The organism is Sulfitobacter geojensis, assembly GCF_000622325.1.
GTDB lineage: Bacteria > Pseudomonadota > Alphaproteobacteria > Rhodobacterales > Rhodobacteraceae > Sulfitobacter > Sulfitobacter geojensis.
Genome location: NZ_JASE01000005.1, coordinates 3,162,098 through 3,184,792, shown reverse-complemented (window position 1 = coordinate 3,184,792; position 22,695 = coordinate 3,162,098). Strand labels below are relative to the sequence as shown.

Here is a 22,695-nt window from a genome sequence, read left to right as displayed (position 1 = left end):
TCTCCCGTGGCGCTGTCGATGTAATCGTTTGCATGGCAGCTTGGCAAACGTTGCAATCGTTTACAACCATTTTCTTTATGGTCATGTTAGGGGGACTTTCGTAGGAGGCTCCATGAAGCAAAGAACCGCAACAATTCAGGACGTTGCACGCGCGGCCGGGGTTTCCACCGCGACGGTCAGCCGGACATTGTCCAAGCCATCCGTGGTTGCCCGCGCCACGCGAGAGGCGGTTTTGGGTGCTGTCGAGGCCACGGGATACAGGCTGAATGCCACCGCATCGAACCTGCGCAGGCAGCGGGCAGGCAGTGTGATCGCCTTGATTCCGAATCTGGCCAATCCGTTCTTTTCTCAGATTCTCGCGGGTATTTCATCGGTGCTGACCAAGGCGCAACTGGGCCTGCTGGTCGCCGATACCCAATCGGGACCAGATCCAGACGAACGGCTGGCCTATTACCTGCGTTCGGGGCAGGCGGATGGGTTGATCCTGCTTGATGGCACGCTGAATGCAGCGGTGCTTGATGTGGCGGGCCGCCCGCCTGTTCTAATGGCTTGTGAATGGATGGGCCGTGATCTGCCATCGCTGCGCGTAGACAATGCGCGCGGTGTCGACATGGCCATCGCGCATCTGGTGCAGATGGGGCATCGCAAGATCGGCCATATCACGGGGCCGCAGAGCAACGTTTTGACCAAAGCGCGCCACGACGGTTTTGTTGCCGCAATGATGGCGCGGGGGATGGCCTTGCATGACGACTGGATCTTCGATGGCGACTTCAGCATGGATTCGGGCCGTGCAGCAGCACGACAATGGCTTGGTCTGGATGACCGGCCCACAGCGGTTTTCTGTGCGTCGGATGAAATGGCAGTGGGGTTCATGGGCGCGGCACAGCACGCCGGCGTGCGTGTCCCCGACGATGTGTCGATTATCGGTTTTGACAATATTGAAATGGTCGGACACCTGACGCCCGCTTTGACCACCATACGACAACCGCGCACAGAAATCGGAGTGCGCGCGGCGGAAATGTTGCTGGGGATGATCGAGGCAGGAGCGCTTACCGGCCCCTCAGAACAGATTGATGTCGAGTTCGTGATCCGCGAAAGCGTCGCCCGAATTGCAGAGTAGCTTTCGTTTCGGCCTGTAGCGTTCGGTTTGAACTTTTCTGGGGAAACTGGACGGCATGCTAAGACCCTTCCAATGTTAAAGGCCGGATCGTGAAACGGCCGCGAGGCGCAGTCTACGAGGGATGATGCAAAACGGTATTGTACGCTGCGCTTGAGTATTTGACGCATCCGCGATGCACCAATATCTGCCCTTCATTCAACCGGCGCGCCAAACATTGCGATAATGAACCCGAGTACAGCCAACATCGCAAAGACAGCTGTTCGCACAGGATAGCCGGACCTTGCCGCACGGATTGTAGCGATCGCGGATTGTAGCGCATAATAAAGCGCGAACGCCCGAGACGCATAGCTGATGATCTCGAAGATATTGGCCGTCCAGGTGAGCACAAGCCCGATACCAACCAGAAAAGCATAGGCAAGCTTTTCGGAGACAACACCTTTGCTTACCTCGGCAATCAGGCCGCCGGATCCGTTCGTATCTGCAATCGCGGCACTGAACTGGGCGCTCAGGGCGGCTGCGACCAGAAGCAAAGGCAGGATCGGGGCGACGACCTCCATCAGGTCGATGATCGCGGTTTCGTCCAAAGTAAGGGGATCGGAGTCGAATGCGTAGGTTAACAACGCAACGTACAGGCAGTAGATGCCAGTGGATAGTAACTGGGCCAGGCGCATGGACCTGACACGCATGGCGGCATCATATGTGCCGCCCAGATAGCGCGATGTTTCAAATCCTTGGACGGTAACGATCAATCCGGCCATAAGCGTAAGCGCCGCCCAGCCGGTGACCTGCGGTGCATCAAACTGTAGCGCGTGTTGCCTTGTCACGTCCCCAAAATGAACAGCAAGGCCAAGCAACAGGCCTGCGATGATGGCCAGCTTCAAACCAACCGAAACCTGTTCCATCCGTTCAAGCGCTGAAAAGCCGCGCGTCAGGCCCGTAAAGAGGATCAGCAGGAACACCGAACTGGTCAGCATGTTGGCGTGGAAGACGTCGTTCAACTGCGTCAAACTTACGCCGAATGCCCCGAACAGGTTGAGGTAGAAAGCAACGGAAACCACGAACGCGAAGGCAAGGACGCAAGAGGACAGCACCTCAAGCGCGTTAACGACCGGGACTGAGGGTGCCTGCCGGTCAATGTCCGCGATGTTGAATCTGATCGCACTGCCAAAAAGATAAGCCACCGCACATAGGCCTACCATCACAAGGGGGGCAAAGCCGCCGAAGCTGACATCAAGGATCGGCCCCAAAACCAGAAATCCGCTGCCGATTATCGACGCCAACGGGGTAATGGTCGCACGCCAGATTTTCGCGTTGGAGAGGCGAGGCCAGATTAATACCGCCCCAGCTAAAGTGACGGTTGCGAGGATAAGCGCGTTCAACATGGTGCAAGAATTACACGTGCTTTGTGTCAGAGTAACACCCCAAATCCGAAAGCAGTTTTTGGGTGCGTATCGCCGGTCGCACAGTTGCCTTTCGCTGCGTCGGCAACAGCAGGCATTGGGCGCATCGACACACTGCGGACAAAGCTTGGGACTGGCGATCTTTCGTCTGTTCGGTCTGGGCGCTTTCTTTCATCAGGCGATCCGGTTGAGCGACGGGGCCTAAACCCTACGACCGGTTTTATCCACAATTTCAGGCCTTTTACGGTACGCGGCGGTTTTAGGCGGGGACGTCTTTGTAATTTCTGGGGTCGGGGATCAAAGTGTAGGTTGCGATGGCAAAGCAAAGACACAAGGCCATGACGGCAAAAGACCACCAGCCCCCAAAGGCCTGTGTCAGCCATGCAAAAACAAATGGGGCGGAGGCGTTGATCCCCATTTGTACGAAGGAGATCCACCCAAGTCTTGCGCCGTACCCTTTCTCACCAAAGAGCGCCAAAGGCAGGGTGCCGCGCGCGATGGTTTTGATGCCGTCGCCCATGCCGTAAAGTGCCGCCGCAACCAGAAGTCCGCTGAACGTGAACCCGAAGGTCAACAGGGCAATAAAACCGGAGAACATCAGGCCGAGGCTAAGCGCATAGGTCACCAGCGGGTACATGTTGCGACTGACCAACATCTCAAAAAACCGGCCCACCGTCTTGAACGGGCCGATGAGAGCACCGGCAACGGCTGCCATGACGGCCGTGTGGCCCAGATCCTGAGCATTGGTTACCCAAAGTGTCATGACTGCGCCCATCAGGTAGCCTGAGAATATGAATGAAATGACCATCCATAGCATGGCCTGTTTGCGCAGGCGTCCGGTAAGTTCGGGCCAGTCCGGCGCATTGTCAGGCTTGGGCCCATTGGCGGCGCGTTCGGGGCCGCGCAAGACGAAAAAGTGGATCGGTGTGCAGATCAACAATGCGCTAAAGCCTAGGATGACCCAGGTTGTTTCCCAGCCAAACCGGTTAAACAACCCGAGCGTGAGTGGCCAGAAAATGGTCGAGGCCACCCCGCCAAACAGCGTGATGACAGAAATGGAGCGTTGCGGCAGAACGCGCAGATCCAATCGCGCGACACTGGCAAAGGCCACGTTATAGAGCACAAACATGCCCGCGCCTTCGGCCAGAAGTATCATCACAAATAATCCGAACCGCGCTTCGATCTGGCTCATCGCCATCAGCGCAAGGCTGGCCACGATTGAGCCCAGTGTCATCACCCAGCGACCGCCACAGCGGTCCACCAGCTTTCCTGCAATGGGGGAGGCCAGACCGCCAAAGAAAAGCCCTAGCGACAAAATGCCAAAGACCTCTGACAGGGTCAGGCCCAGATCCTTGGCCATTTCCGGCAGAAGCACCGCATAGGCATACATCAACGTGCCGTAACCCATGATCTGCGTGACGCCGAGCCCAATAGCCGGAAGGTAGTCGCGGTTCAGTCGCGCAAACCTCATCCAGCGGGGATACCACGATAGGCGCACCGCCCGGCAACCCATGTTCCCTGAATGGCAGGAGCCGAACCGTCGGGCCAATCCACCAGAACAAGGTCCGCGCGTTTGCCAACCTTGATGTCGCCCCGATCCGACAGGCCCATCGCCCGTGCGGGGCCCGAAGAGACGAGAGACCAAAGCGCAAGGCGGTCCGCACGGCGCTCTGCTTCAAGCTTGTCAACTGCGGCCAGCATGGCAGGATAGAAATAATCCGATGCAAGCGCATCGCACAGACCCGCTTCAACCATATCGCCCGCACCAAGCGAGCCGATGTGGCTCCCGCCGCGTGCGGCGTTTGGCGCGCCAAAGATAATTGGATCACCGCCTTTTCGGGCAGCCTCTGCCGCCTCGATCACCATCGGGAACTCGGCGACTTGCGCACCAAGCGCGCGGAAATAGGCGCGGGTTTCTGCCCGCGTATCATCGTGGCTCAACATGGGCGCGCCGGCTGTACGGGCCAACTGTGCGACCTGCGAAATCGTCTTTGGCACCTCGTCACGCCGTTCCCAGACGCGCCCCAGAAGGGCGACGTAATCTTCCTCGCTCAGTCCTGCGCGATGGGCTTTGGACGCGGTGCGCTTTTTCATGCGCGCGTCATCCAGCGACGCAATTGAAAAATCCGGCGACAGCTCAAATGCGCGGTCCTGGATTGGCACGTCATAGGCCCGCATGGTCATCGAAGTATGATCATTAAATGCGACAGACGGCAAAAGTGGCCCTTTCAACGCCCATTCAATGACGTCCAAAGCCTCGAATGCGAAGGTTTCCCACCGGAGCTGTACGCGGTTTTCCACAGTCAGCCGCGCGGCCAGATCGCGCATGGTCTGCATAAGGTCGCGGCCCCGTGCTACATCGCGCAACCCCGGCTCCCATCCCAGTGTGATGGCATGATAGGCGGTGGCAATGCCGTTGGTTGCAAGTTGGCGATCCGTATCGATCAGCGCCGTTTCGGTTGGAAAAAAAACACCGGGACGGGGCATCAGTTGGCGTTCGAACGCATCGCCGTGCACGTCGATCAGGGCGGGGGCCAATATCAATCCGCGGGCGTCAATCACGTCACCCTGCGCGGGCCCGCCAATTTCCATGATCTGGCCGTTGGAAACAGTGACGGTTGTCTCGGCGATTTCGTCAGGCAGGTAAACCTGTGCGCCTTCAAAGGTAAACATTCAAAGTCGTTCCATTCTCAAATGCCAGTGGTAGCTTCCCGGCTTTTCGTGCTCGCGGTCTTCAAGTTTCAGGCATTCGAAGCCCGAAAACAGGGCCAGCAGATCGGCCGCCGCGCAAAAGTAGTGCGGGTGCATTTTATCCGTACCGGGCGCATCAAAAACCCAGGTGTTGCGGCTGATTTCGCGCCCTGCGTAGTTTGCCTGCTCATGTGGCAGGCGCCGTTTTGACAGCATGGTGCCCATAAAACTGCCGCCGGGCTTTAGCACGCGACGCATTTCGGCAATCGTGCGCAGCAGGATGTCTTCGTCGCCGTGGTAGATCACGTTCCAGCTGAGCACGTGGTCAAAGGCATGATCCGCGAACGGTAACTTATCCATTCGTGCCAGAACAGTACTCACACCCCCAGCCTTTTCAATCTCTGCCAGCCCGCCGGGCGCGGCGTCCAACGCGACCACGTCAAATCCTTGCGCCGTCAGCCAAAGTGCGTGACGCCCGACACCGGCCCCCAGATCAAGAATGCGCGCGCCCTTCGCCAGACCAGCCGCCCACGCTTGCACGTCTTTTTCGGGCACCAACCACTTGCTGTTTTCCTCGATAGATTGCCATTGATCGTTCCAATGCTGGTCTGCGGTATCCGGTTTCACCGTTGCTCTCCGATAATTTTGGTGCGGGCCCAGCCGCTGACCAGTTCGATCCCGATGACAACAACGGCAATCATCAGGATCACGGTCATCGCGGTGGGGTAATCAAAAAGGTCAAACCCGACTTTCAGCTCGATCCCGATCCCACCCGCACCGACAAGTCCAAGGATCGTCGACGAACGGACGGCTTTTTCCAAGGCAAAAAGCGAGGTGGAAATGAACGCAGGCAAGCTGCCCGGAACCGTGGCACATGCCACAACATCGAGCTTTCGCGCGCCCGTGGCCGTTAGGCTTTCAGCGGGGCCTTTGTCGGTCGCTTCCATGTCGTCGGCGAAAAAGCGTCCGCAAAATCCGATTGTGTCGATCACGATGGCCAGCATCCCTGCAAAGGGGCCAAGGCCCACAGCCACAACGAAAACCAATGCCCAGGCGATGTCTGGAACCGCCCGGATAAAGCTCAGGGCGGTGCGCAGGATCTGGTTTACCAAAGGTCCGGCGATCAGCCCTTTCGCGGCCAACAGCGCGACGGGCACTGAAAGGATGACACCGATCACGGCCCCCGCCACGGCGATCTGTAAGGTTTCGACCATTTTCCATCCCAGCCGCGCCAGCACCTGCGGATCAAGGTTCGGCGGGAAGGCCCGCGCGGCGAAATCGGCAAAGCGGGGCGGGGAACTGGCTACTTTTTCAAGCGAAAAGCCTGCACCGGCGAGGCACCAGAAGATGATGATAAGCCCAAGCGCATAACCCAGAAAGCTGAGGGCAGAGGGCCGCTCGAACCGCGCCAGTTCAAAACGGGCCGCTTCGTTCGGGGAAGGCGCGGTATCAGTCATAAAGGCCTCTAAGGTCGGCGGGTTTCAGCGAAGCCGCTGTCGCATCAAGCTGAACGCGCCCTTGCGCAAGGCCAAGTACGCGGTCGCCATATTTCAATGCGTGTTCAATGTTATGCGAGGTAAAGACGACGGTTACATTTTCATCCCGCACCAGCCGGAAGAACAATTCCATCACGTCTTCGCCGGCACTGGGGTCAAGTGACGCGCAAGGCTCATCCGCAAAAAGCACCTTGGGCGCACCCACGATAGCGCGGGCAATGGCCACGCGCTGCGATTGTCCGCCCGACAGTCGATCTGCGCGTCGATGCGCGAAATCGGCAAGGCCAACACGCTCCAGCGCCCGCATGGCTGCTTCTCTGGAGGCTTTCGGGGCCAGCGCGTGGCTCCAATGGCGTGGGCCGGGATGCTTGCCCAGCAAACCGTGTACCACATTCGAGAGCACAGACAGGCGGGGCACCAGATTGTGTTTCTGGGAGACGAGCCCGACTTGGGTGCGGATGTTGCGCATTTCTTGTACAGTTGCTTTATTCGTCTGCTGTCCCAGCAAATGCACGCTGCCGTCGGAGGTCGGGATCAACCCCATGAGACAACGCAGCAGGGTCGATTTTCCGGTGCCGTTGGCCCCCACAAGCGCTGTCGCCTCCCCACGTGCAAGGCGGAAGCTGACATTGGAAAGAATGGGCACCGCTCCAAACGTCTTGGAGATATCGCGTGCTTCGATATCGACGGGCAGAACCGGGGCGAAAATTGCCCCGGTCTGCTCAGACGGCACATCGGGTGCCGTCTGGGGTCTGAGTAATAAATCAGTCACCGATGAAATTATCGAACTGAGGGTAGCCGGCGTTCGAATACATCGAGCGGACATAGCCATAGGCGCTGTCATCAATCGCGACGAGATCCATGCCGACATATTTGTCGTTCTCTTCATGGGCGGTAATACCCGCAATGATCGCGTCCTTGTTTTCAAGGATGGCGTCGCGCACGGCAAGGCCTGCCTCGGGCGACACATGCGCGCCAACCATGATCATGTCGTTGGGCAGGTCCCCGGAGCGCGCAATCATTTTGAAAAAGCCGTAGGGCAGTTCGGTCTCTTTGGCCCGCACGTTCAGCCAGCTGCCCGCGTTGGAACCGATTGCGTCCACGTCGCCGTTTTTCAGCGCCTCATGGGCGATGTTGCGTGAGGTGTGCGTTTTTTCGATATCATTAACCGGATCAACGCCGTGATCAGCCAGCACCTGCATCGGGCACAGCATGTTGGACGTTGAGCCGATATCGCCAAAGGCCACTTTCTTGCCTTTCAGATCCGCGGGCACGTCAATCCCGCTATCCGCGCGAACGATAATTGCGCAGTGATAATCGGGGCGGCCAAGGCCGATCAGCGGCGTGGCGTCGGTCAGTTTGTTGATCACCACATATTCTGCGGGGCCTGACACCACGAAATCCACGGTTTCACCGCGCAGCGCCTCGGCAGCAGCTGTGCGCGAGTTGACGGCGTAGAATTCGAATGTGTCGCCGGTCGCCGTTTCTAGCGCCTCTTTGAAGGGACCCCATTCCAGTTGCAGGCGTTCCATGCCTTCAACATCTGTGACGGCAAGTTTCCAGGTTTCTGCTGTCGCGGCAAATGCAGACACAGCGGCAAGGCTCACGCCCAGCAATAAGGATTTCAGTTTCATAGCACCCTCCAGGTTTGTTCTTCTGGATGGATGGCGGGGGTGGGTATCAGTGGCATTACAGTTTCATGAAACCTTTGTGACGGATGCGGCGCATCCCCCGAAACTTCAACCGACTTTGTTACCTTGGCTCCAGACGCCGCGAAGCAGAGGCGTTTCGCCGATGTTGCGCACGCGCAGAACGTCACCGCGTAACCCTGTTTTCAACGCCCCACGGTCCTGCAACCGCACGGCATGCGCAGGCGTGCTGGTCACTGTCGCAATGGCGCGGGGCAGATCATTCCAGATATCGGCAAGGCGGAAGGCCGACAGAAGCAGCGCAGAGGGCACGTAATCGGACGATACAATGTCGAGAAGATCGGCTTTTGCAAGATCCTCCGCCGCAACATTGCCGGAGTGGGATCCGCCGCGGATCAAGTTGGGTGCGCCCATCATCACGGCAATGCCGTTGTCGCGACAAGCGGCTGCGGCTTCAACCGTTGTTGGAAATTCGGCAAACCCTACGCCGTTTCCGGCCGAAGTTGCGACATGATCAGCTGTTGTATCATCATGGCTGGCGAGCACTGCCCCCAGACGACGGGCCTCTTTCACCGCACCCGCCTCGTGCTTCGCGCCGAAGCGTTTTTGCAATCCCAACAGTTTCTCGACATGTTCGGCAAATTCGGCATCGTTCATTCCGCGTTTCTTGGCGACATAGGTTTTCAACGCGGTCAGGTCGCGGAATTGGCGCTGGCCCGGTGTGTGGTCCATCAGACTGACAATGCCCACCCTGTCTGACGATCCGAAGGCCGCCAATTCCTCTAGTAGCGTTTCCGAACAGATTTCGGCACGCAGGTGGAGGAAATGACTGATCTTGAAATACCCCTGAGTGCGGGCCGCCAAAAGTTCATCCGCCAGCTTTCGGGCGTAGTCGATGTAACGGCCCTTGCCGCTATGGATGGAGCCGACCCGCATGGCGTCAAATACGGTTGTGATACCGGTGGATGCCAGTTCAGCGTCATGCGCGATCAGGGCGGGCAAATGGGGCCAGTCCACCTCTGGGCGCGGTTCTATGTGACGTTCGACATTATCGGTATGCAGTTCGACAAGGCCGGGAATGACAAGATCCCCGCCGCAATCCAGTGCGCCGGTTGGGACATGATCGCCTTCCGTAATGTCACAAATCACGCCCTGTTCGATGGTCACGGCACCGGTAAGCACCTGATCTTCCAAAACAAGCTGCGCATTGGCGAGACACAGGTCGCTTGACACATCGTTGTCACAAGCCTTTGTCAAAGAGGACGTGGGGAAAGGGGAATTCATGTCATACTCTCGATTTGCAATTTACTATGTGCCGCCGGACGGGCCTTTGGCCGATTTCGGAGCGTCTTGGCTTGGCTGGGATGTTCTGCGTGGCTGTGAAGTGCTTCAGCCAGATATGCCGGATTTGGATGACATCACGATGACACCGCGCAAATACGGGTTTCATGCGACGTTGAAGCCGCCGTTTCGTCTGGCGCAAGGACAAGACGTTCAAACATTGGAAGCCGCCACATTTGCCCTCGCAGTCAGCCTCGCGCCTGCCAGATGCGAAGGATTGGAATTGACCGCATTGGGTGGTTTTCTGGCGCTGACGCCGCGAGGGGATATACAAGGGTTGCGCCGGGTTGGCGGTACCTGTGTGCGCGCGCTTGACCGGTTTCGCGCCCCGCCGAGCGCGGCAGAGGTCGCACGCCGCCGCAAGGCCGGTTTGAACCCGCAGCAAGAGGCGCTGCTCGCGCAATGGGGCTACCCTTACGTGATGGAGGAATTTCGGTTCCATATGACCCTGACCGCGCGGTTGCCGCAGGATGCCATCGCCAGATGGTCGGCCGCTGTACAGCGTCATTTGCCGGAACTGCCCAGCCCGTTTGCGCTTGATCAGATCGCTTTGTGCGGTGAGCGAGCTGATGGCCGGTTCGAGGTGATCCATCGTTACAAACTCACCGGCTGAAGCAGTGCAGCCCCCCGTGCGACAGTCTGCGAAAGCGGGCCATCATTGGCAAGGTTGATCACGTTCAGTCCGGCCGGCAAGGGCTTGTCAGCTTGAGCAAGGCGTTTGCCGATCTCTTCCTCTGTCTCGCGCCCCCGCGCGGCAAGGCGCTGGGCAAGTGTTTCCGGTCTCGCGGTGATGTTGAGTACGATGAGGCGTGGAAAAATTCCCGCCGCCTCGCTCAGCGCCCCGCGAGAGAAGTTGACAAGGCAATCGGTGCCCTTGCCAAGTCGGTCCATGACGGTGGCAGGAATGCCGTAATGCAGCCCATGCGCGCCCCAGTGTACGGCAAAAGCGCCATCATCAACCATTGCTTCAAATTGGGCGACAGACACCGCGTCGTAGTCTTCGCCGCCCAAGTCGGGCGCACGGGTGATAACGCGGCGCAGCAGATGCAGATCGGGTAATGCGCTGTGCAGGCCTGACATCACGCTGTCCTTGCCGACACCGGATGGACCGACCACCGCGATAAGGCGCCCCGTGGTTTTTGAAACAAAGGTCATGCGGCCATTCCGGGGGTAAACCGACCGACATCGATTTCGCGATCACAAACGCGGGCACGGGCCGCCTCGTCATGGAAAATCCCGATAATGGCCGCACCGCGCGCTTTGGCGTCTTCGATCAAGGACAGAACGACCTCGCGGTTCGCAGCGTCAAGGCTGGCGGTGGGCTCATCAAGCAGCATCGCAGGATAGCTATGGGCAAAACCGCGCGCGATGTTCACGCGCTGCTGCTCGCCGCCGGAAAAGGTGGTGGGGGAAAGCGACCACAGCCGCTCTGGGATGTTGAGTCGGGTCAGCAGCGCCGATGCGCGGTCCTGCGCGTCATCTGCCGGTACGCCCAAGGCCCGCAAAGGCTCCGCCACCACATCAAGCGTCGGAACGCGTGGCACCACACGCAGGAACTGGCTCACATAGCCCAGCACATCGCGGCGCAATTTTATCACGTCGCGCGGTTCGGCGCGCACGATGTCCACATCGCCGATGCGAATTTCACCGGCCTGCGTCAGGTAATTGCCGTAAATCATCCGCATTAGCGTGGATTTCCCCGCACCTGACGCACCGGAAAGCGCCACGCATTCGCCCGAGGCGACCGCGAAGGACACCTTTTTGATTACCTCGATCACGGCACTGCCCTGATTGTGCAGGGTAAAGGTTTTGGAGACGTCTTTGAGCTCAATCATGGTTCATACCTGTAAAACGGAACTGACAAGAAGCTGGCTATAGGCGTGCTGCGGATCATCGAGCACTTGATCGGTCAAACCTGCCTCGACGACATGACCGGACTTCATCACCATCAGGCGATCTGCCAGCAGGCGCACAACAGCCAGGTCATGGGTGACGATGATCGCTGACAGCCCCATGTCGCGCACCAGACCGCGCAACAGATCAAGCAGTCGCGCCTGTACCGAGACATCCAGCCCGCCCGTAGGTTCATCCATAAACACAAGGCGCGGACCCGTGACGAGGTTGCGGGCGATCTGCAAGCGTTGCTGCATCCCGCCAGAAAAGGTTGTCGGGCGGTCATCGACGCGGGCCGCATCGATTTCGACACGGCCAAGCCAGTCCGTGGCCTTGTCACGGATGTCGCCGTAGTGACGTTCGCCCACGGCCATCAACCGTTCGCCGACATTGCCACCGGCGCTGACGCCCATACGCAGCCCGTCACGCGCGTGTTGATGGACAAATGCCCAATCAGTGCGCCCTAGCATCCGCCGCTCGGGCTCTGACATGGTGATCGTGTCGCGCGGGCCATAGTTTTCATGCCCTACCGCTTCGCTGCTTGAGGGTGGGCGGGTGTCGAACACCACCTGTCCGGCGTCGGGGGCCAAATGTCCCGCCATGCAATTGAGCAAGGTGGATTTGCCTGACCCGCTTTCGCCAACGATCCCCATCACCTCACCGGGATAGAGGTCAAACGATACATCTGCGCACCCGATATGTGCGCCATATCGTTTGGTGATACCTTGAACGGAGAGCAAAGGTGTCATGCTGCGTCCTTTCCAGCATTGTCTTTACCGATGTGACCCGCCGCTTGACGTGCTTCACAATAATCGGTGTCAGAGCAGACAAACATCCGCCCGCCTGCGTCGTCGATGATCAGCTCATCCAGATAGCTGTCGGTCGCCGCGCACATCCCGCAGGGGTGATCGGCCTTCGACGCCTCGAACGGGTGATCCTCAAAGTCGAGGCTGACAACTTGGGTATAGGGCGGTAGCGCATAGATACGTTGCTCGCGCCCCGCACCAAACAGCTGGATCGCCGCCATATCGCCCAGCTTGGGGTTGTCGAATTTAGGGATCGGGGAGGGGTCCATGACATAGCGGCCTTCAACCTTGACGGGGTAGGCGTAAGAGGTCGCGATATGGCCGTGGCGGCTGATATCTTCATAAAGCTTCACATGCATCAGCCCGTATTCTTCTAGGCTGTGCATCTTTCGGGTCTCGCTTTCGCGGGGCTCCAGAAAACGTAGCGGTTCGGGAATGGGCACCTGATAGACAAGTATCTGTCCTTCGCTTAGCGCGTCTTCCGGGATGCGGTGCCGGGTCTGGATCACCGTCGCGTCACGCGTGGCGGTCGTGGTCGCGACCGCCGCTGTGCGCTGGAAGAAGGTACGAATTGAAACCGCGTTCGTTGTGTCATCGGCACCTTGGTCGATCACTTTGAACGTGTCTTCGGGCGTGAGAACCGCCGCCGACACCTGCACACCGCCCGTGCCCCAGCCATAAGGCATCGGCATCTCGCGGGAGGCGAAGGGCACCTGATAGCCGGGAATGGCAAGCCCTTTAAGGATTGCGCGGCGGATCATGCGTTTCGTTTGCTCGTCTAGATAGGCGAAGTTATATTCGGTCATTCCGCGGCCTCCTGCACCTGATGCGCACCCGCTTCGCGGCGCAGTTTGCGCACCAGTTCCAATTCGGATTGAAAATCGACGTAATGGGGGAGTTTGATATGCTCCAGGAAGCCCGTCGCCTGAATGTTATCGGCGTGGTACAAAACGAATTCTGCGTCCTGCGCCGGGGCACCAACGTTGTCTTCGCCCAACTCTTCCCAGCGTAGCGCGCGATCGACGAGGGCCATCGAAATCGCCTTGCGCTCGGTCTGGCCAAACACCAAGCCGTAGCCGCGGGTGAATTGGGGCGGCTCGGTTTTCGAGCCGGTGAACTGGTTGACGGTCTCGCATTCAGTCAGTGTCACCTCACCAATCTCAACGGCAAACCCCAGCTCGGGAATGTCCATTTCAACCGGGACCGATCCGATCCGCAGCTCGCCCACAAAAGCATGGTTGCGCCCATAGCCCCGTTGCGTGGAGTAAGCGAGGCCAAGGGTGAAACCCTCGTCCGCGCGGGTCAGGGCCTGAAGGCGCAGCGCGCGATCCGCAGGCATTTCTAGTGGTTCGCGGGTCAGGTCGGCCGGCGGCGTATCGTCATGCGGGGCCTCTTCGATCAGCCCTTCACGGTTCAGGAATTCGGTGACATGGGGCACATCTGCAGGTTCGGCCGCGCGGGTGGGTGCCGTGGGCGCTTCGCCGTCTGCGGCCAGTTTGAAATCCAGCAGCCGGTGCGTGTAATCAAAGGTCGGGCCGAGAACCTGACCGCCGGGCAGATCCTTGAAGGTGGCCGAGATGCGTCTGTCGCAGGCCATTTTGCCCGTGTCGACAGGTTCGGACGCCCCGACGCGCGGCAGCGTAGTGCGATAGGCACGAATGAGGAAGATCGCTTCGATCAGATCGCCGCGCGCCTGTTTGATTGCAAGTGCTGCAAGGTCCGGATCATAAAGTGAACCTTCGGCCATGACGCGATTAACGGCCAGACTGAGTTGCTCGCGGATCTGCGCAATGCTGAGTTCGGCGATATCCGTGTCGCCCCGGCGTTCTTCGGCGAGCCAGGCATGGGCATTCTCGATTGCCCGTTCTCCGCCTTTGACTGCTACATACATGTCAGGAAGTTCCTTCTTGCGCTGCCGCTGCGTTGGCTGAGCGCGTGACCGTGGTTGAGCGGGGCAAAGCCGCGAGGCGTTCGCCAGACGTGAAAATGAAATCCAGCCCCAGCGGAAACAGCGACCGATTGGCCTGAAACGGCTCCACCTCTGGCAGGGAAAGCGTTGCCTGATCCTTGATGCCGGGTCCCGTCAATGTGGCACCTGTGGCGGAGAGTTCATCACATGCGACGATCAGCGTGGCCGAACGGTCAGGATACTCGGACGTACCGACGGGATAGACCGAAAGCGGCAAGAGCGCGTTCCACGTGCCAACCGCAAACATACAATGCGCGGGGCCGACAATGGGGGCTCCTGTGTGAAACGAAAGCCACGCCCGCACCGCGTCACAATCCATATCGCCCGCCAGATATACCGGTGTTTCCGTATCGCAAAGCGTCAGCAGAACGGCCCCCATCGCGGGCGACAGCGGGGCAGGAGGGGCAGCCCCTTCAATATCGTGAAGGGTGCCGGGACGCGCCATGGCCTCCATCACATTGCGAAAGGCGTGGGCGGACCCGATGGCAGGGTCCGCAAATCCGCCGGACAGGGTGTGTGCCTGCATCAGTCTTCTCCTCGGGTCATGGTAAAGAAATCAACCTTTGTGGCGGCCGCCTTGGCCGCACGCGCGGCTTTTGCGTCGACCAGTTCGGCTTCCAAAGGTTCAAGGATCGCCGAGCGCAGTCTGCTGGCCATCGGGGTCTGCATCAGCGCATCGATAAGTGCGGCGACTTCGGCGTCCGCTTTGCGCCGCCCCTGAATATAGCTGTGCCCGACTTCGCCTGTTTCCAACGTCAAAGCGCAGCGGGTGATTGTCATTTCCCCCAAATTGAAGGGGGCACCGGTGGCCCCTGCGCGGGCGCGCACCATCGTGCTGCCGATTTCGGGCGCACGAAGCCAAGTGAAGGCGGGGCGCTCTGTTTCCGCCTCCAAAAGTGCCGCGGCACGGCCCTCTGGCGCTTTGGCCAGCAGCCCCATCCAAGCTTTTCGGGGATTATTTTCGTTCACAGTGTCTTTCATCTCGACAACTTGCCTGTTTCCTATACAACTATACATATCTTACCATATTCGTCCCTTCATAACAGAAGAGTTTTGTGAAATTTGCGTGACACTCCCGGCAAAACCCCGATCTGGAAGGCCATCGCCAACGCCTTGCGTAGCGACTTGGCCGAAGGCCGCTATACCCCCGGTGACAAGCTTCCGACGGAGGCTGCGCTGGCAGACCGCTTTGGCGTAAACCGCCACACCGTGCGCCACGGGGTTTCGGTATTGGTTGACGAAGGGCTGGTGCGTACCCGTCGCGGTGCAGGGGCATTCGTCGCGGCCACACCGACCGATTATCCGATTGGAAATCGGGTGCGGTTCCATGAAAATCTGATCGCCGCAGGCCGCAGGCCCGAAAAGCGCATGCTGGCACTGGATGAACGCGCTGCGACTGTTGGCGAAGCGCAAGCGTTGCAGATCAAGGCGGGCGATCCCGTTTGTGCCTATAGCGGACTGTCATTGGCAGATGGCCAGCCGATTGCCGTGTTCGAAAGCCTGTTTCCACTTGGACACCTTGCGGGGATCACTGACGCGCTGCGTGATACAAGCAGTGTCACAACGGCGCTGGGCATCGTCGGCGTGGGTGACTACACCCGCGCGTCAACGCGACTGACGGCCGTCCGTGCGACCGCCACGCAAGCCATTCATTTGCAGGTGGCCGAGGGGGATCCGTTGTTGCGATCGTCGGGGCTGAATGTCGCGGGGCAGGGCCGGCCGGTCGAATACGGGCGCACGTGGTTTGTGGGCGATCGCGTGACGCTGACGCTTGAAAGCTAAGGGGCAGGTGTGGGGGTAGACCGGATCAGGTGTCATAAAAGGTTTACTTGCCATATTTCCATAATTCACATATTCCTGAATTATGGAAATAATGATTCCCAACCGCTTCTCGACCTTGGGCCACCCGCAACGGCTGGCCCTGTTCCGGCTGCTTATGCGCCGCTATCCTGATCGCGTCCCGGCGACAGAATTGGCGCAGGCGCTTTATCTCAAACCGAACACCCTTTCGACCTATGTGAATGCTTTGATGCAAGCCGGGTTGATCAACCAGCAGCGTGTTGGCACGTCCTTGCGCTATGCCATAGACATGGATGCCACCCGCGAGACTGTTGATTACCTCCTGCAGGATTGTTGCAGGGGAAGGCCCGAGATTTGTGTCCCGAATGCCAGTCCGGCTTTTAACGGAGATAGCCCGATGACCGACCGTAAATTCAATGTCCTGTTCATCTGCACAGGTAATTCTGCACGTTCCATCTTTGCCGAGTCCATCCTGCGCGACCTCGCTGGTGATCGGTTCATTGCCTATTCGGCCGGCACCAAGCCGTACTCGGAACTCAACCCGTTCGCGCTCGAAGTGCTGAAAAAGAACGGTCATGATGTGTCCGACCTGCGTGCCAAGAATATTTCCGAATTTCAGGGCGAGGATGCCCCGGAGTTCGATTTCGTATTCACCGTCTGTGATCAGGCGGCGAACGAGGAATGTCCGGCCTGGAAGGGTCAGACCATCAGCGCGCATTGGGGGCTTCCCGATCCGGTGCGTGTCGACGGAACCGATGCCGAAAGAAATCTTGCATTTCATCAAACCTACGGTGCGCTGCGCAACCGCATGACCGGCTTTACCGCCCTTCCGATCGAATCGCTGGACCGCATTTCGTTGCAGCGGGCCGTCGATGGGATTGGCCAATCTAACGGGGAAGGACCCTCCACATGACCGTTTACGCCCTCAATGGCCTTGGCCGTATTGGCAAGCTTGCCCTGAAACCGTTGCTGGAGCGGGGGGCAAAGATCGCATGGATTAACGACGCGGTCGGCGACCCCGAAATGCACGCCCATCTGTTTGAATTTGACACGGTGCATGGCCGCTGGAATGCGGACTTCAGCCATGATGCCGACAGCGTTACGATTGACGGCACGCGGATCCCATTCATTGGAACGCGCGACATCACGCAGCTGCCGTTAGATGGCGTTGATGTGGTGATTGACTGCACGGGTGTTTTCAAAACGGAAGCGAAAATCGCGCCCTTTTTCGAAGCTGGTGTTAAAAAGGTGGTCGTATCAGCACCCGTCAAGGACGGCGGTGCGGCGAATATTGTCTACGGGGTCAATCACGATATCTATGAGCCTGACCACCACCACATTGTGACAGCGGCCAGCTGTACTACCAACTGTCTGGCACCGGTCGTTAAGGTAATCCATGAAAACCTGCGGATCAAACACGGCTCCATCACAACGATCCATGACGTCACCAACACGCAAACCATCGTGGACCGTCCTGCAAAAGATCTGCGCCGCGCGCGCTCGGCTTTGAATTCCCTCATCCCTACGACAACAGGAAGTGCGACTGCGATCACCTTGATCTACCCCGAACTGACGGGGCGGCTGAACGGTCACGCGGTGCGCGTTCCCTTGCTGAATGCCTCCCTGACTGATTGCGTTTTCGAAGTCGAACGCGAAACCACCGTCGAAGAGGTCAATGCCCTGTTCAAGGCTGCAGCCGAAGGGCCCTTGCAGGGCATTCTTGGGTACGAGGAACGGCCGCTCGTTTCCACCGACTATACCAACGACGAAAGATCGAGCATCGTTGATGCGCCGTCCACCATGGTGATCAATGGCACGCAGGTTAAGATCTACGCGTGGTATGACAACGAAATGGGATATGCGCACCGCTTGGTCGATGTCGCTTTCATGGTAGGGGACAACCTGTGACCGACAGCACCGCGCGCCCCGAAGGCCTGTCGGCCTATGTCGCTGTGACGGCGGCCTATTGGGCCTTCATGCTGACCGATGGCGCATTGCGCATGCTGGTGCTGCTGCACTTTCATACGCTGGGTTTCTCGCCCGTGCAGCTGGCCTATCTATTCGTTCTGTACGAAATTGCGGGCGTTGTGACCAATCTGTGCGCCGGCTGGATCGCTGCGCGATTTGGTCTGGCGTCAACATTGTATGCGGGCCTTGGTCTGCAGGTGCTTGCCCTGCTCGCGCTGGCACAGCTTGATCCGGGTTGGGCGATTGGCACATCGGTTGCCTTTGTCATGCTGGTGCAAGGGGCGAGTGGCGTGGCCAAGGATCTTGCCAAGATGTCGTCGAAGTCTGCCGTTAAACTGCTTGCTCCGTCGCAAGACGGTGCACTGTTTCGCTGGGTGGCAGTTTTGACCGGATCCAAAAACATGGTGAAAGGCGCGGGCTTTCTGGTGGGGGCTGTGTTGCTGGCGACCCTTGGGTTTGTCTCTGCGGTTCTGGGCATGGCCGCGATCCTTGGCATCATTTTGCTTGCCGTTTTGATTGCCATGCCGCCGGGTCTGCCAAAGGGACGCAGGGGTGCGAAGTTCTCGGAAGTCTTTTCCAAGTCGGCCAACATTAACTGGCTAAGCGCGGCACGGGTGTTCCTGTTCGGTGCGCGAGACGTCTGGTTCGTTGTTGGCATTCCGATCTATTTTTACGCGGTGCTGTCGGATGGTACGACCGAAGGCAACCGCGCCGCGTTCTTCACGATCGGAACGTTCATGGCCCTTTGGGTGATCCTCTATGGCCTTGTGCAGGCCAATGCGCCGCGCATCCTGCGGGCCAATGACCGCTCGGGGGCGGACCTTATCAGTGCGGCCCGTACATGGGGCTGGGCCCTTGCGGCGGTTCCGGTGATGCTGACACTCGCGGCCGTCACGGCCACTGACCCGCAATTGTGGCTTACCGTCACGCTTGTCATCGGCTTGCTGATCTTCGGGGCGATCTTTGCCGTGAACTCATCGCTTCATTCCTACTTGATCCTGTCCTTCACCAAGGCGGAGCGGGTCACGATGGATGTGGGGTTCTACTACATGGCAAATGCGGGCGGACGGTTGGCGGGCACTCTATTGTCCGGATTGACATATCAGGCAGGGGGGCTGGCGCTGATGCTGGGCACCGCGGCGGGAATGGTGGCGCTGTCTGCGGTCGCGGTAGGGTTTTTGAAACCTGAATGACGGGCGGGGCCCCTGAATGCTCATTCGACGTTTCGAGGGGGCGTCCATTCGAACGTGAGCCGCTCTTTGGTGGTATGAACGCATACAAAGCCTTGCCGGCGGTAAAAGCGCTGGGCTCCTGTGTTGGTTGCCAAAACCGATAGACGTGTCGCTATCCCCAACCCGGCGGCTGTGCGAAGCTTTTCTTGTAAGATCAACGCGCCAAGACCGCGTCCTTGGTGCGCCGGCGCTATATAAAGCTTGCGGATACTTAGGTGATCGGGGTGACACTCACTCGCGATGCAGCCCACGCTCCGACGTGACACCAAAATCATCTCATGCCCGTCGAGGGCCAGGGTCGCAGGCGCGGCAGAGGGTTCCCAATTGCCCCAAAGGGCTTCGGCATAGGACCGCATGCCGGCTTCTTCCAACCGCAGGATTTCGGCCGCATCCCGCCGCGTTGCGGGGCGTAGCGTTGCAGGTGTCGCCATCTTTATCCGCCGTAGCGCTCCAGAAATTCCTCGGCCTCAAGTGTGCGAAAGTCTTCCAAAGCCATGCGCAAGGCGTCATGGGGCCAGTCCCACCATGCTAACGCGATCAGACGGTCTGCGATCTCGCGCGGCTGGCGCCGGCGCAACGGTTTGGCGGGGGTGCCAGCCACGATCGTGTAGGGCTCAACATCCTTGGTCACCACGGCACCTGCCGCCACAACGGCACCGTGGCCTAGTGTCACTTCCGGTTTGATCATCGCAGCGGCACCGATCCATGTGTCATGGCCAATATGCGCGGTTCGGGCCTTGCGATGGGCAAAGAATGCTTCGTCGCGGGCAGTGTCGTCCCAGTAATCGGCGGAGCGATAGAGGAAATGGTGACAGGCAGCCGTGTGCAAAGGATGATCTGTGGCACCGATCCGCGTGAACGCCGCGATATTGGCGAATTTGCCGATCTGAGCGTTGGCAATGTCAGCGAAGCGATCACAATAGCTATAGTCGCCGAAAACCGAATGCGCGACACGGCTTCCTTTACCGATCTCCACATAGGCGCCAAAGGTGCTCTCGGCTATTTCGCATTCCGGATGGATGAAAGGGGTCTCGGCGGACAGGCGTGGCATGGTTATTGCACCTGCTTTTCAGGGGTAATCACTAGACGGGCCATCAGTCTTTGCGCCCGATCAACTTGCCGCGCAGCCAGCCCGAGAACCAGTCCATGAACATCACCATGGCGATGATCAGCACGATGTAATAGGCCACTTCTTCCCAGTCTTTCTGGGTCTGGATCGCTTGGGTCAGCATCAGGCCGATGCCCCCCCCTGTGATCGCACCGATGATCGTGGCGGAGCGGGTATTTGATTCAAGGAAATACAGGATTTGCGCCAAGAGTACGGGCACCACTTGTGGAATAACCCCGAAGCGATAGCGTTGCAGCGGTTTTGCCCCAGTGGATGATACGCCCTCGATCTGTTTTTGATCGACGTTTTCCAGCGCCTCCGAAAATATCTTGCCGAATGTGCCTGTATCGGTGAGCAGGATCGCCAAGGCTCCGGTCAGCGGGCCCGGGCCAAACGCGCGGGCCAGAACCACGGTCCAGATCAGCGCATCGACCCCGCGCACGAAATCGAACAGGCGGCGGGTCGCGGCGCGCAGGACCATCACCGGCGAGAAACGTTTGGCCGCGAGAAAAGCCAAAGGCAAAGCGATGATCGCAGCGCCCATGGTGCCAAGGAAGGCCATCAGGATGGTTTCGCCGATGGCCCAAGCAACGTCCTTGTGACGCCACATCGCGTTGTTCCACCAGTCGGAAATCGCGCCGGAGATGTTTGATCGTGTGGGGTCCAGACGCTCGCCGAACAATATCGTTCCAAGACCTTGCCCGTGGTAGGGGCTGTCCAATGTGAACCAGAACAGCTCCCAGCCGGGGAAATAATTGAACACCTCGGTGCGCGCACCGGTCATGGTGATGCGCCCTTCGGGTGTGCTGATGCCGATGCGGCGATTAGATGCGGAAATCCAGTCGGGCAGGTCTTCTGGCAGGTTCGTATTCAGACTGCGCCCCTCTGCCTGCACCTCGATCAACTGAAAGCCAGGGATGTCGATTTCTGTCCGATTGTCTGGTAGGTAGCGCACGATGTGATCGCCCCCCAGATCAATGGTGAGAACATCATCGCCGCTGACCCAGTCGGGGCGCATGCCATCGGGATACGTTCCCTTGCGTTCGCCCTCGACTGCATAGGTGATCTCGCCCGAGCGGTTGTTGCGGGTGACGTGAACCTTATGCGACCAACTGTCAGACGCGAGGGTGACCGCGTTGTCCAGATTGGCGCGCCCCGCAAGGCCGGGCAGATCAAAGGCAAAGAAAATATAGGCCAGATAAAGCGCGATCACGGCGGGAATGGCAAAGCCGATCATGCGTTTGCGCTGAAACAGCCTTACCGCTTGGAATTTCGTCGCGTCCAGATCAATGCTCGTCATTGGCTTTGCCTCTTGGAAAATTAGTGTGACTGACCTTCGGTCAGGCGATTACGGTAACGGCTTGAAAGCTGATCGAAGAACACGATCGTCCCGAAAAGCAGGATGAATATCGCAGCCGCCTCGTCAAAACGGCCCGGCCCCCAGGCCATGGAATTACGCAGCTCGTACCCAAGCCCCCCGGCACCGACGAAGCCAAGGATCGCGGAAGCCCGGATGTTGATCTCGAATCGTAGCAAAGTGTAGCTGACGTAGTTTGGTGCGACCTGTGGCAGGACGCCCAGAAGCATCCGCTGGAACCAGGTGGCACCAGTCGATGCCAGACCTTCGACAGGTTTCAGGTCCGTGTTTTCCGTCACCTCTGAGAACATCTTGCCAAGCGCGCCCGCGGTATGGAATGCGATGGCAATCATCGCAGGAACAGGGCCGCCGCCCAGAACGAAAATCAAAACAAGCGCGATCACGATTTCAGGCACGGCGCGCATGATGTCCGAGATACGGCGAAAGAGCGGGATTAATCGGGGACACAAGGCCAAGCCGCGTGTGCCGAGCAGAGACAGAAACAATCCGCCAATCGCGCCGATCAAGGTGGACACGGCAGCGATGTTGATGGTTTCCACCAGTGCCGGAAAGTACTTTACGATCAGGCCGGGCAGGTCGGCACGTTTTTCCCATGCCTCGGACAGAACGTCGGCCGGATAGTCGCCAATCTGGTGCAAGCCGTCCCAAAATCCGCCGGCGTTGCGATCGTCCGCGATGTTGAAACCCGATACCATCAGAATGACGAAAATCAGCAGCGTCAGGCCCCCATAGAGCCTGCGGCGCTGGACCTGTGCCATGTAAGCCGACTGTATGCTGCCCACGCTATGTGGTGCACCGCTCAGTGTTATGTCTGCCATGAAGGCCCCCGGGCAAAGAAAAACCG

At 58.8% G+C, this 22,695-nt stretch carries 25 protein-coding genes; 6 read left to right on the top strand and 19 right to left on the bottom strand.

Annotated features, from left to right (window positions below; translation table 11 throughout):
* Positions 1–112: 112 nt before the first annotated feature.
* On the top strand, positions 113–1,120 hold the full coding sequence (locus tag Z947_RS0117475) for a LacI family DNA-binding transcriptional regulator (protein WP_025045573.1): 1,008 nt from the start codon (positions 113–115) through the stop codon (positions 1,118–1,120).
* A gap of 191 nt (positions 1,121–1,311) precedes the next feature.
* Here Z947_RS0117475 and Z947_RS0117470 read toward each other — a convergent pair whose 3' ends face one another.
* The 8 genes from Z947_RS0117470 to Z947_RS0117435 all read right to left on the bottom strand — a co-directional run bounded on the left by Z947_RS0117470 (position 1,312) and on the right by Z947_RS0117435 (position 9,640).
* On the bottom strand, positions 1,312–2,502 hold the full coding sequence (locus Z947_RS0117470; protein ID WP_025045572.1) for a hypothetical protein: 1,191 nt from the start codon (positions 2,500–2,502) through the stop codon (positions 1,312–1,314).
* A gap of 277 nt (positions 2,503–2,779) precedes the next feature.
* Positions 2,780–3,991, bottom strand: a complete 1,212-nt coding sequence (locus tag Z947_RS0117465; protein WP_025045571.1) for an MFS transporter — start codon at positions 3,989–3,991, stop codon at positions 2,780–2,782.
* Positions 3,988–5,193: an alpha-D-ribose 1-methylphosphonate 5-triphosphate diphosphatase gene (locus Z947_RS0117460; protein ID WP_025045570.1), complete on the bottom strand. Its 1,206-nt coding sequence runs from the start codon at positions 5,191–5,193 to the stop codon at positions 3,988–3,990. The genes Z947_RS0117465 and Z947_RS0117460 overlap by 4 nt, the downstream gene beginning before the upstream one ends.
* Positions 5,194–5,838, bottom strand: a complete 645-nt coding sequence (locus Z947_RS0117455; protein ID WP_025045569.1) for a class I SAM-dependent methyltransferase — start codon at positions 5,836–5,838, stop codon at positions 5,194–5,196.
* Positions 5,835–6,668 carry a phosphonate ABC transporter, permease protein PhnE gene (gene phnE, locus Z947_RS0117450; RefSeq protein ID WP_025045568.1) on the bottom strand — a complete coding sequence of 278 codons (834 nt, stop codon included), beginning with the start codon at positions 6,666–6,668 and terminating at the stop codon, positions 5,835–5,837. The genes Z947_RS0117455 and phnE (Z947_RS0117450) overlap by 4 nt, the downstream gene beginning before the upstream one ends.
* The gene (locus Z947_RS0117445) at positions 6,661–7,440 is read right to left on the bottom strand and encodes a phosphonate ABC transporter ATP-binding protein (protein ID WP_240477545.1); all 780 of its coding nucleotides are present in this window, start codon (positions 7,438–7,440) and stop codon (positions 6,661–6,663) included. The genes phnE (Z947_RS0117450) and Z947_RS0117445 overlap by 8 nt, the downstream gene beginning before the upstream one ends.
* Positions 7,441–7,471: 31 nt before the next feature.
* Positions 7,472–8,341 (bottom strand): PhnD/SsuA/transferrin family substrate-binding protein, encoded by an 870-nt coding sequence (locus tag Z947_RS0117440; RefSeq protein ID WP_025045566.1) that lies wholly within the window; start codon positions 8,339–8,341, stop codon positions 7,472–7,474.
* A 105-nt stretch (positions 8,342–8,446) separates the two neighbouring features.
* Positions 8,447–9,640: an alpha-D-ribose 1-methylphosphonate 5-triphosphate diphosphatase gene (locus Z947_RS0117435; RefSeq protein WP_052880631.1), complete on the bottom strand. Its 1,194-nt coding sequence runs from the start codon at positions 9,638–9,640 to the stop codon at positions 8,447–8,449.
* On the opposite strand from Z947_RS0117435, the gene Z947_RS0117430 reads away from it, so the two are divergent.
* A complete protein-coding gene (locus tag Z947_RS0117430) occupies positions 9,639–10,310 on the top strand; it encodes a DUF1045 domain-containing protein (RefSeq protein WP_025045564.1) in 672 nt (223 codons plus the stop codon). The two genes, Z947_RS0117435 and Z947_RS0117430, sit on opposite strands and share 2 nt — an antisense overlap.
* Here the strand turns inward: Z947_RS0117430 and phnN are convergent.
* From phnN to phnG, 7 genes are read right to left on the bottom strand one after another with little or no spacing between them, the layout of a single operon-like run.
* A complete protein-coding gene (phnN, locus tag Z947_RS0117425) occupies positions 10,292–10,852 on the bottom strand; it encodes a phosphonate metabolism protein/1,5-bisphosphokinase (PRPP-forming) PhnN (protein ID WP_025045563.1) in 561 nt (186 codons plus the stop codon). The genes Z947_RS0117430 and phnN overlap by 19 nt on opposite strands.
* The gene (gene phnL / locus Z947_RS0117420) at positions 10,849–11,532 is read right to left on the bottom strand and encodes a phosphonate C-P lyase system protein PhnL (RefSeq protein WP_025045562.1); all 684 of its coding nucleotides are present in this window, start codon (positions 11,530–11,532) and stop codon (positions 10,849–10,851) included. Before phnL ends, phnN begins: the two co-directional genes overlap by 4 nt.
* A 3-nt stretch (positions 11,533–11,535) precedes the next feature.
* Positions 11,536–12,339: a phosphonate C-P lyase system protein PhnK gene (gene phnK / locus Z947_RS0117415; RefSeq protein ID WP_025045561.1), complete on the bottom strand. Its 804-nt coding sequence runs from the start codon at positions 12,337–12,339 to the stop codon at positions 11,536–11,538.
* Positions 12,336–13,202, bottom strand: a complete 867-nt coding sequence (locus Z947_RS0117410; RefSeq protein ID WP_025045560.1) for an alpha-D-ribose 1-methylphosphonate 5-phosphate C-P-lyase PhnJ — start codon at positions 13,200–13,202, stop codon at positions 12,336–12,338. The genes phnK and Z947_RS0117410 overlap by 4 nt, the downstream gene beginning before the upstream one ends.
* Positions 13,199–14,287: a carbon-phosphorus lyase complex subunit gene (locus Z947_RS0117405; protein WP_025045559.1), complete on the bottom strand. Its 1,089-nt coding sequence runs from the start codon at positions 14,285–14,287 to the stop codon at positions 13,199–13,201. The genes Z947_RS0117410 and Z947_RS0117405 overlap by 4 nt, the downstream gene beginning before the upstream one ends.
* A gap of 1 nt (position 14,288) precedes the next feature.
* Positions 14,289–14,891, bottom strand: a complete 603-nt coding sequence (phnH, locus tag Z947_RS0117400) for a phosphonate C-P lyase system protein PhnH (protein ID WP_025045558.1) — start codon at positions 14,889–14,891, stop codon at positions 14,289–14,291.
* Positions 14,891–15,346: a phosphonate C-P lyase system protein PhnG gene (phnG, locus tag Z947_RS0117395; protein ID WP_025045557.1), complete on the bottom strand. Its 456-nt coding sequence runs from the start codon at positions 15,344–15,346 to the stop codon at positions 14,891–14,893. The genes phnH and phnG overlap by 1 nt, the downstream gene beginning before the upstream one ends.
* 81 nt (positions 15,347–15,427) lie before the next feature.
* Between phnG and phnF the strand changes: the two genes are divergently transcribed.
* The 4 genes from phnF (at position 15,428) to arsJ (ending at position 19,326) form a co-directional block, all read left to right on the top strand.
* Positions 15,428–16,147, top strand: a complete 720-nt coding sequence (gene phnF, locus Z947_RS0117390; protein WP_025045556.1) for a phosphonate metabolism transcriptional regulator PhnF — start codon at positions 15,428–15,430, stop codon at positions 16,145–16,147.
* An 82-nt stretch (positions 16,148–16,229) separates the two neighbouring features.
* Positions 16,230–17,078 carry an arsenate reductase/protein-tyrosine-phosphatase family protein gene (locus tag Z947_RS0117385; protein ID WP_025045555.1) on the top strand — a complete coding sequence of 283 codons (849 nt, stop codon included), beginning with the start codon at positions 16,230–16,232 and terminating at the stop codon, positions 17,076–17,078.
* Complete coding sequence (locus tag Z947_RS0117380) at positions 17,075–18,073, top strand: ArsJ-associated glyceraldehyde-3-phosphate dehydrogenase (RefSeq protein WP_025045554.1); 999 nt, start codon at positions 17,075–17,077, stop codon at positions 18,071–18,073. Before Z947_RS0117385 ends, Z947_RS0117380 begins: the two co-directional genes overlap by 4 nt.
* Positions 18,070–19,326, top strand: coding sequence for an organoarsenical effux MFS transporter ArsJ (gene arsJ, locus Z947_RS21250; RefSeq protein WP_037939003.1), 1,257 nt, complete (start codon positions 18,070–18,072; stop codon positions 19,324–19,326). Before Z947_RS0117380 ends, arsJ begins: the two co-directional genes overlap by 4 nt.
* A gap of 20 nt (positions 19,327–19,346) precedes the next feature.
* Here arsJ and Z947_RS21245 read toward each other — a convergent pair whose 3' ends face one another.
* From Z947_RS21245 to phnE (Z947_RS0117355), 4 genes are read right to left on the bottom strand one after another with little or no spacing between them, the layout of a single operon-like run.
* The gene (locus Z947_RS21245; protein WP_025045553.1) at positions 19,347–19,796 is read right to left on the bottom strand and encodes a GNAT family N-acetyltransferase; all 450 of its coding nucleotides are present in this window, start codon (positions 19,794–19,796) and stop codon (positions 19,347–19,349) included.
* Between the two features lie 2 nt (positions 19,797–19,798).
* Entirely contained in the window at positions 19,799–20,416 is a 618-nt protein-coding gene (locus Z947_RS0117365) for an LbetaH domain-containing protein (protein ID WP_025045552.1), read from the bottom strand.
* A gap of 43 nt (positions 20,417–20,459) precedes the next feature.
* The gene (gene phnE, locus Z947_RS0117360) at positions 20,460–21,773 is read right to left on the bottom strand and encodes a phosphonate ABC transporter, permease protein PhnE (RefSeq protein ID WP_025045551.1); all 1,314 of its coding nucleotides are present in this window, start codon (positions 21,771–21,773) and stop codon (positions 20,460–20,462) included.
* A 20-nt stretch (positions 21,774–21,793) separates the two neighbouring features.
* Positions 21,794–22,669, bottom strand: coding sequence for a phosphonate ABC transporter, permease protein PhnE (phnE, locus tag Z947_RS0117355; protein ID WP_025045550.1), 876 nt, complete (start codon positions 22,667–22,669; stop codon positions 21,794–21,796).
* Between the last annotated feature and the right edge of the window lie 26 nt (positions 22,670–22,695).